Genomic DNA, 8,502 nt, shown 5'->3' on the forward strand with positions numbered 1-8,502 from the left:
CGTCCGCCCGGGCGGACCAGCCTGGTCCGGGCGGACAGGGACCACCGACTCCGCCTGGCCTGCCGGCTCGGTTGGGGATGCAGGGACCTCCCGGGCCCCCGGGACCCCCTGGGCCGCCCACAGGCATGGCCGGCCCGCCCGGTCCGCTCTACTACGGCTCGCCAACCAGATCCAGCAACGCTGAGTCCCCAGTGACCTTCGAGCCTCCCCTGTCTCCCGGAACCCCGTCGGCTCCCGGAACCTCGTCGACCGTGGAATCCCTCTCGGTTCCGGGGTTCCCGTCCACTCCGGAACGGCCGTTCCCGCCGGGGCCCCCGTCGGGCCCGGAGCTGCCGCCGCCCCTGCCTTCGGGACCTCGGACGTCCTCCGGACTGTCGATGTCCCCACACCACGCCCCATCGTCACCATGGCCGGACGACGGCGACCTCACCTACCGCCTGACCCCACCCAGCCCCCCGCCCACCGGACGGCCCGGCATCCAGGGCAGCGACATTAACCAGCCCGGAACCCTCACGGCCGGAACCGGCACCGGGCTCGGCACGAACGGTGACACGGCCTTCCTCGGAGCCTTCGGGGCCCGGGGCAGGTCCACGGACGGCGTTGACGCGCATGTCGCGCCGTCCGCACCGCCCATCGGTTATCCGGCGCCGGCTCCCGGAGCGACAATCGGTGTCAACCCGCCGAACGGATTCCCTCCGGTGAGCGGGACGCCTGTCCCGACCGGCGGCTTTCCAGCGCCGGCACCCGTCAATCTCCTCGGCACGTCCGCCCCCTCGGTCGACACGGCCACCGCCACACGGCTCGGCCCACCTGCGGAATCCAGACGGCCCTCGTCGTTACCGGGGCTGTTGCCGGGACTGCCGCCACCGGAGCCGCCCGCCCACCCGACAGGAATCCCCGCCAATGCGGCCGGGCCCGAGCGCGCCGTAGCCCCCTTGGCCAAGCGCGGCACAGCCTCCCGGCACGAAGTCAGCGTGGATCGACGCCTGCTGTTCGCGGGCGGCGGCCTCCTCCTGGCCCTGGTGATCCTGCTCGGAGTCGTCGTGTTCACCGGCGAGGACGGCACCGACACGACGAGCGGACAATCCGTCGCCACAACATCGGCCACCGGAGCGTCGGGGAACGGTGGACAGCCGGCCGGCAATCCACAGGAGATCCTCCGCTCGCTACTGAACCCGGTCGTCATGACGGGATGCGCCGTCCCCACACACCGTGACAGCGCCTATGCCGACGCCGCCCTCGTCTGCAAGGATCCCAGCGGCATCGAGGTCACCGCGTTCCACTTCCCGAGTCAGTCCGCCATGGACCGGCAGATCGGCGCCCGTGAAACGTACTACTACGACGAGGGGAACTGCGACGACGGCCAGCAGAGCTCGGAGCGGTGGAGCTCGCCGGCCGAGTCGACCGGTGGCACCCGGCTGTGCTACTTCTTCGCGAAGCGTTTCTACGAGTTCTGGACCTACGACGACTATCGAATCGCGTTCTCCGCGGATGATCAGGATCCGGGTAACCTCAACAGATGGTGGAAGTCGTTCGATCCACTCCGTCATTGAGCTGACCTTCCTCGGGAGACCGGATACCTGTGAACGGTTCCGAAGACGGATTCCCGCGGAATCTGGCCGACGGTGACGAGGATCCATCCAGTGGAACCGACTCGTGGTGGCGTCGCGGGCCCCTCACCGCGATCATCTTGATCATCGTGGCTCTGATCGCGGGTGGCGTCACCATCGGACTCGCCGTGACCCGCGATCCGAGCGACAGCCCCACCGGTCGCCACCCGTCGGCGGCCGGCACGACGGGTACGGGAGGCACCGTGGCCTCCGGAGCGGCCGGCGTCGGACAGTCGCCGGGCCCGACGCTCGATGCCGCCGAGGCACGGCTGCGGTCCTCGCTCAAGCCGTTCGCGGTCGGCGAGTGCGCGAGTGCGCCGCCCAGCGAGGGACAGGCGGTACCCGGTGGCGTGGAGGCGGCCCTCAGCTGCGTCCCCGGGGTGGCGACCGATGCTCCGGCCCCCGCTCGAATCCTCGTCCTGCGTTACCCGGACGCCTCGGCCCTGGCCCGCGACATCGCCCGCCGGTCCGCAGCCCTCGCCGGCGTCGGCAACTGTTATCAGGGGCAGACCGGCATCGAGCGCTGGGCACGCAGCTCCCGACGCCGTGGCACCTTCCTGTGCGATGCAGGACCCGGTCGGTTCTCGGTGTTCTGGACGGTTGACGACGAGCGTCTCGGTTTCGCCACGGAGGATCCGCAGGCCGACAAACTGCTCGCATGGTGGCGGGAGTTCGACCCGGTGTGACGGATCGGCCGTGCTTGCTGCCTCCGGCCGTCCCGGCGTCAGGCCCCCGGATAGCCCCGTGACTGGTAGGGCGCGGAGAGATCGGCAAGGGTTTCCTGCACCCGCTCGGCGTGCGGCATGCACGACAGGCTGACCCGGCCCCGCTGCCCCACCGTCTCAATGATCAGCTCACCCGAGCCCAGAACCCGGTCGAGGACGTTCTGCTGCACGGTCGCACCAACCAACCAGGCGAACGGGACATCACGCCCAACCCGCGTGACGACCCCTTCGCGGATCATCAGTCGATGGTTCGTCACGACGTAATGGGTGGTCATTCGACGTAGCCATGGCATCACACTCAGATAACCGATTGCACCGAAGGCGGCCAGAAGCACGAGGTACTGGATGGGCTTCTGCAACACCCCTCCGGGTGCGAAGAAAACCCCCAGCACGGCGAAAAGGAGGGCGGCAACCGTCCAGAGCGCCGGGACTACCAGGCTGACCCAGTGCGGGTGCAGATGGAGGACAACCTCTTCGTCCTGGGTGAGGATATCGTCGGGAAACGCCACGGCAACGATCGTCGCATCTCGGGCTGACAGATCGCTGCCGGGTCCCTCGTCACCGCAGGTGAACGATGTCGGCGGCGCTGTAGGGTCGCCCGTCGACGACGAGCCGGCCGTCGGGGTCAACATCGGTGGCGGTCCCGCGCACCGCCGAACCGTCCGGCAGCTCGACGCGCACCCGCCGGCCGATCGTCGCGCACACCCGTAGGTACTCCGCGCGAGCCGCTTGCGGGTCAGCCTCCCAGCCAGTGATCGCCCCGACGAGATCGGCGAGTACCACCCCGAGCAGCTCGGTCCGGTCCAGAGCCGCCGGAAGCGCGCCGCTGAGCAGCAGGCTCGTCGACCGCTCCGGGAGCTCGTCACGCTCCGCCATGATATTCAACCCAAAACCGATAATCACCGAAGGTGACGACAGTGGGATCCGGACGACCTCGACCAGGATGCCGGCGAGCTTCGCATCGTCGACGAGAATGTCATTGGGCCATTTCAGGACTGCGGGAACCGCCGCCACCTCACGTAGCGTCGCCAGGAGCGAGGTTCCGACCACCATAGGCAGCCAGCCGAGCAGGGACATCGCTACCCGGGGTCGCAGCAGCAGCGAGACCGTCAACCCGGCGCCAGGGCGAGACTCCCAGGATCGGTCGAGCCGGCCACGACCCGCCGTCTGCCGTTCGGCGACGAGAACCTGTCCCCGGCCGCGGGCGGTGTCTTCGCCCCGGGCGATGCGCGCCAGCGCGGCGTTGGTCGAGTCGATCTCCTCTACCACCGTCAGGTCGAGGCCAACCGCGGCGGCACGGGCCGCGAGGCGTGCGGCGTCCAGCGGTTCACGTGTTCCGATGGACGCGGATCGCCCCTCCCCGACAGAGCGGGCCCGAGGGGACGTCGGCGAGGGCTTGCCGGGCGGGAGCTTGCCGGACGCAGGCTGCTCGGGAGAGGGTCCCACGGGTGAAGGCTCCTTCGAGGGTGACACCGGTCCACCCTGCCAGACCGTCCGGTCACCCGCCGGCGACTCGGGCGATCAGCGGACAATCAGCAAACTGATCCGGGATACGGTTAACTCACCAGAGGCCCACGAATCTCGCCTATCCGGTGAGATCCGCTGCACATCAATCACACGCGTGGACCCGCGGGGGTCGTACGCTGCCGGTTATGGCTCTTCCCGCGCCCGCAGAGGATTCCGCTCCCGACCCGCGCACCACCGCAGGCCGACTCGCCCAACTGCGGCGCGTGAACGATGATGCCGTCCACGCCGGGTCCCAGCGAGCGGTCGACGCGCAGCATGCCAAGGGCAAGATGACAGCCCGCGAACGGGTCGAGGCCTTCCTCGACCCCGGGTCGTTCGTCGAGACCGACGCCTTCGCCCGCCATCGCGCGCACGACTTCGGCGTCCAGGCCAACCGGCCGTATGGCGACGGCGTGGTGACCGGGTACGGGACTGTCAACGGCCGGCAGGTCTGCGTGTTCAGCCAGGACTTCACCGTTTTCGGTGGCAGCCTGGGTGAGGTCTTCGGCGAGAAGATCGTCAAAATCATGGATCTTGCGTTGAAGACGGGCTGCCCCGTCGTGGGTATCAACGACTCCGGCGGAGCGCGTATCCAGGAGGGCGTCGTCTCCCTCGGTCTGTACGGCGAAATCTTCTACCGCAACGTGATGGCCTCCGGCGTCGTCCCACAGCTCTCACTGATCATGGGACCATGCGCCGGTGGCGCCGTGTACTCGCCGGCGATCACCGACTTTACCCTGATGGTCGACCAGACCAGCCACATGTTCATCACTGGCCCCGACGTGATCAAGGAAGTCACCGGCGAGGACGTGGGCATGGAGGAACTGGGTGGCGCACACACCCACAACTCCCGCAGCGGTGTCGCGCACTTCCAGTCGGCCGACGAGACGGAGTGCCTCGAGCTCGCCCGTGCGCTGCTGTCGTTCCTTCCGTCGAACAATCTCGACGACGCCCCGAGCTACGACGCCGTGGACGATCTGGACGCCGAGATCGACCCGGATCTCGGCACGTTCATCCCCGACTCCCCGAACACTCCGTACGACATGCACCAGATCATCGAGCGGCTCCTCGACGAGGGTGACTTTCTCGAGGTCCACACCCAGTTCGCCCAGAACATGATCGTCGGATTCGGCCGGGTGGATGGACGTTCTATCGGGGTGGTCGCCAACCAGCCGATGCAGTTCGCCGGCACCCTCGACATCGACGCCAGCGAGAAGGCCGCCCGGTTCGTCCGGACCTGCGACGCATTCAACATCCCGGTGCTGACCCTGGTCGACGTCCCCGGCTTCCTTCCCGGCACCTCCCAGGAGTGGAACGGCATCATTCGCCGTGGCGCCAAGCTGATCTACGCCTACGCAGAGGCCACCGTACCGAAGGTGACGGTGATCATTCGGAAGGCCTACGGCGGTGCCTACGACGTCATGGGGTCCAAGCACCTGCGGGCGGACATCAACCTCGCCTGGCCGACCGCCGAGATCGCGGTGATGGGCGCCCGGGGTGCCGTCAACATCATCTATCGACGGGATCTAGCCAGGTCCGAGTCACCGGAGACTCGTCGGGCAGAGCTGATCCAGGACTACACCGATCACTTCGCGACCCCTTACATCGCGGCGGAACGGGGCTATCTCGACGCGGTCATCAGCCCGTCGGCAACGCGGTGCGAGGTCATTCGAGCGATGCGTCTGCTGCGTACCAAACGTGAATCCCTGCCACCGAAGAAGCACGGCAACATCCCGCTATAGACGGGATCTGCCGTCGCCAGCTCGCCGGAAGGAGGATCTCCCCGACGGAGATCTCCCGGGCCTCAGAGGTCCACGGACGGCATACTCACGACGCACCAGCTACTCGAGGTACCGAGGAGAGAAACGTGGTTCAGGACGATGACAGGCGGGCGAGTCGGCCTCGGCTGCAGCTGATCCGCGGCGAGGCGACGCCGGAGGAGATCGCCGCTGTGGTGGCGCTCCTGACGGCTCGTGCCGCTCCCTCGTCGGCGCCGGCCACCCGCCGTTCATCCTGGGCCAGCCCAACGCTGGCGCTCCGTGGCAGTCTCACCACCGGACCGGGCGTGTGGCAAAGGTCCGGGATGACGCCGGGTGCGCGCACTCGAGCCGACTGGTGATCAACCGATAGGCATGACGCCGGGATGTCTGCAGCATCACATCTGGGTACAACGACAGCAAAATGTGCGGCCCGACTCACCTACACTCAGGCAGGCCGGACGAGGACGGGAGCGACGTGCGTAAGATCCTCATCGCCAATCGGGGAGAAATCGCGGTTCGAGTGGCCCGCGCCTGCCGCGACGCCGGATACACCAGCGTCGCAGTATACGCGGAACCGGATATCAATGCCCTGCACGTACGCGTTGCTGACGAGGCATTTGCGTTGGGGGGCACGACCCCTGGTGATTCATACCTACGCATCGACAAAATTCTCGATGCCTGCAAGTCCTCCGGGGCCGATGCCGTCCACCCGGGATACGGTTTTCTCTCGGAGAACGCGGACTTCGCGGAGGCCGTGATCTCCGCAGGCCTCACCTGGATCGGCCCGCCGCCGGAGGCCATCCGCCGTCTCGGGGACAAGACCGCGGCCCGGCATATTGCACTAGCGGTCGGTGCGCCGCTCGCACCTGGCACCGCAGACCCCGTGGCCGGCGTCGATGAAGTTGTCACCTTCGCCAAGCAGTACGGCCTTCCGGTTGCCATCAAGGCCGCTTTTGGTGGCGGAGGGCGCGGGCTGAAGGTCGCTTGGACCGCGGAGGAGCTCCCCGAACTGTTCGACAGTGCCGTCCGGGAGGCGGTCGCGGCGTTCGGTCGCGGAGAGTGCTTCGTCGAGCGGTACCTGGACCAGCCCCGCCACGTCGAGACCCAGATCCTGGCGGACACGCACAGCAACGTCGTCGTGGTCGGTACCCGCGACTGCTCGCTCCAGCGCCGTTACCAGAAGCTCGTGGAGGAGGCGCCGGCACCGTTTCTCTCGGAGGCTCAGCTCCACTCGCTGTACGACGCCTCGAGGGCGATCTGCAAGGAAGCCGGCTATATCGGGGCCGGGACCGTCGAGTTCCTCGTCGCCCGCGATGGCATGATCAGCTTCCTTGAAGTCAATACCCGCCTCCAGGTCGAGCATCCGGTAACCGAAGAGGTCTCCGGAGTGGACCTGGTTCGCGCCCAGTTCCGCATCGCAGAGGGTGAGGCACTCGACTTCACCGATCCGGCTCCTCGCGGTCACTCCATCGAATTCCGCATCAACGGTGAGGATCCCGGCCGTAACTTCCTTCCCGCCCCCGGCACGGTCACCAAGCTGATCGCGCCGGCCGGCCCCGGCGTCCGACTCGATACCGGCATCGAAAGCGGCAGCGTCATCGGCGGCGCTTTCGACTCCCTGCTCGCAAAGCTCATCATCACCGGAGCAACCCGGCAGGAAGCTTTGCAGCGGGCTCGGCGCGCCCTCGACGAGATGATCATCGAGGGAATGGCGACGGCACTGCCATTCCACCGCGCGGTCGTACGGGATCCCGCCTTCGCCCCGGAGGACGCCGCAGAGCCTTTCCGTATCCACAACCGCTGGATCGAAACCGAGTTCGACAACACCATCCCGGCCTTCGCGGGAGGGACTGAGGCCGACACCACCCCCGAGCCGCGGGAGACCGTGGTTGTCGAGGTAAGCGGCAAACGCCTCGAAGTCGTGCTACCCGCCGGATTCGGTTCTGCCCCCGTCGCCGCTTCCCGGGGAGCGGCGCCCAAGCGGCGCGCTCGCGGCACGGCTGCGGCCAAGGTCACGGGCCACGCCCTGACCAGTCCCATGCAGGGCACCATCGTGAAGGTCGCGGTCAACGACGGCGACGCTGTTTCCGCGGGTGATCTGATCATTGTTCTGGAAGCGATGAAGATGGAACAGCCGATCAACGCGCACCGGGATGGCACGGTCACCGGACTGGCTGCGGCCGTCGGCGCCGTTGTCACCAGCGGCACCGTGCTCTGTGAGATCAAAGACTAGAACGCACCGAAGCTCGACCTGCCCACCGTCGGCTGCCACCTCTCCACCGCAGACTTCATAGGCTGCGAGGTATGGACGGTAACGACAGCCCGACGGTGAGCGGCCAGGACCGGGAGCTGGCGGTGGCCCGCCCAGTCGTTCAGCGACCACCGCTGACCGGGCGAGTGCACTACCTGCTTGGGGGGACCCTTCCTCCGGCCTACAACGACTGGGTCTCGCATGACCTCACCGGCCCCGGCTGGAGGCTGCGCCAGGCGGCACGGCCCTTCCTGCTGATGTTGCCCTTCGCGCTGATCTTTTCCCTGCTGCCCGGTGAGTTCGGAGTCCGAGCCGTCGTCGTCGCGTTTCTTCTGATCTCTGGGATCGGGCTCGGCTTCGCCACCAGCGGGTTCTTCCGGAACCGCCGACTGGAACAGCATGGCTTTCCTCCGGTTTTCCCCACGAGCGATGATGAGGACAAGGAGGACGGGGACACGGAGTGATTTAACCAGGGATGTCACATTTCTCAGCTTTTCGCTTACTCGGACCGGTGCACCTCGGGCCGGAGGCGGCCCTCGATAACAACATCCGCCAGATACTGCTCTGGTGATATGTGATATCGACGCCCCTCTGGGCTCGTCCAGACGAAATGCCCAGGCTTGTCCTGGCGCAACCTCCAGTCCTTCCGC

The 8,502-nt window shown here is 67.4% G+C and carries 8 protein-coding genes; 6 read left to right on the plus strand and 2 right to left on the minus strand.

What is annotated here, in order from left to right; all coding sequences use genetic code 11:
- The first annotated feature begins 974 nt into the window (after positions 1 to 974).
- Positions 975 to 1,553 (plus strand): hypothetical protein, encoded by a 579-nt coding sequence (locus ACY5KJ_RS14280; protein WP_462187320.1) that lies wholly within the window; start codon positions 975 to 977, stop codon positions 1,551 to 1,553.
- A gap of 29 nt (positions 1,554 to 1,582) precedes the next feature.
- Positions 1,583 to 2,296, plus strand: coding sequence for a hypothetical protein (locus tag ACY5KJ_RS14285; RefSeq protein WP_462187319.1), 714 nt, complete (start codon positions 1,583 to 1,585; stop codon positions 2,294 to 2,296).
- 38 nt (positions 2,297 to 2,334) lie between these two features.
- On the opposite strand, the gene ACY5KJ_RS14290 is transcribed toward ACY5KJ_RS14285, so the two are convergent.
- A complete protein-coding gene (locus tag ACY5KJ_RS14290; RefSeq protein ID WP_462187318.1) occupies positions 2,335 to 2,844 on the minus strand; it encodes a PH domain-containing protein in 510 nt (169 codons plus the stop codon).
- A 49-nt stretch (positions 2,845 to 2,893) separates the two neighbouring features.
- Entirely contained in the window at positions 2,894 to 3,781 is an 888-nt protein-coding gene (locus tag ACY5KJ_RS14295) for a biotin--[acetyl-CoA-carboxylase] ligase (protein WP_462187317.1), read from the minus strand.
- Between the two features lie 206 nt (positions 3,782 to 3,987).
- Here ACY5KJ_RS14295 and ACY5KJ_RS14300 point away from each other — a divergent pair, with 206 nt between their 5' ends.
- The 4 genes from ACY5KJ_RS14300 (at position 3,988) to ACY5KJ_RS14315 (ending at position 8,316) form a co-directional block, all read left to right on the plus strand.
- Complete coding sequence (locus ACY5KJ_RS14300) at positions 3,988 to 5,583, plus strand: acyl-CoA carboxylase subunit beta (RefSeq protein WP_462187316.1); 1,596 nt, start codon at positions 3,988 to 3,990, stop codon at positions 5,581 to 5,583.
- 212 nt (positions 5,584 to 5,795) lie between these two features.
- The gene (locus tag ACY5KJ_RS14305; RefSeq protein ID WP_462203570.1) at positions 5,796 to 5,960 is read left to right on the plus strand and encodes a hypothetical protein; all 165 of its coding nucleotides are present in this window, start codon (positions 5,796 to 5,798) and stop codon (positions 5,958 to 5,960) included.
- A 116-nt stretch (positions 5,961 to 6,076) separates the two neighbouring features.
- Positions 6,077 to 7,834, plus strand: a complete 1,758-nt coding sequence (locus ACY5KJ_RS14310) for an acetyl/propionyl/methylcrotonyl-CoA carboxylase subunit alpha (RefSeq protein ID WP_462203568.1) — start codon at positions 6,077 to 6,079, stop codon at positions 7,832 to 7,834.
- Between the two features lie 71 nt (positions 7,835 to 7,905).
- On the plus strand, positions 7,906 to 8,316 hold the full coding sequence (locus ACY5KJ_RS14315; RefSeq protein WP_462203569.1) for a DUF5313 family protein: 411 nt from the start codon (positions 7,906 to 7,908) through the stop codon (positions 8,314 to 8,316).
- Positions 8,317 to 8,502 lie beyond the last annotated feature (186 nt).

The sequence above is a fragment of the Frankia sp. CcWB3 genome (assembly GCF_977927595.1).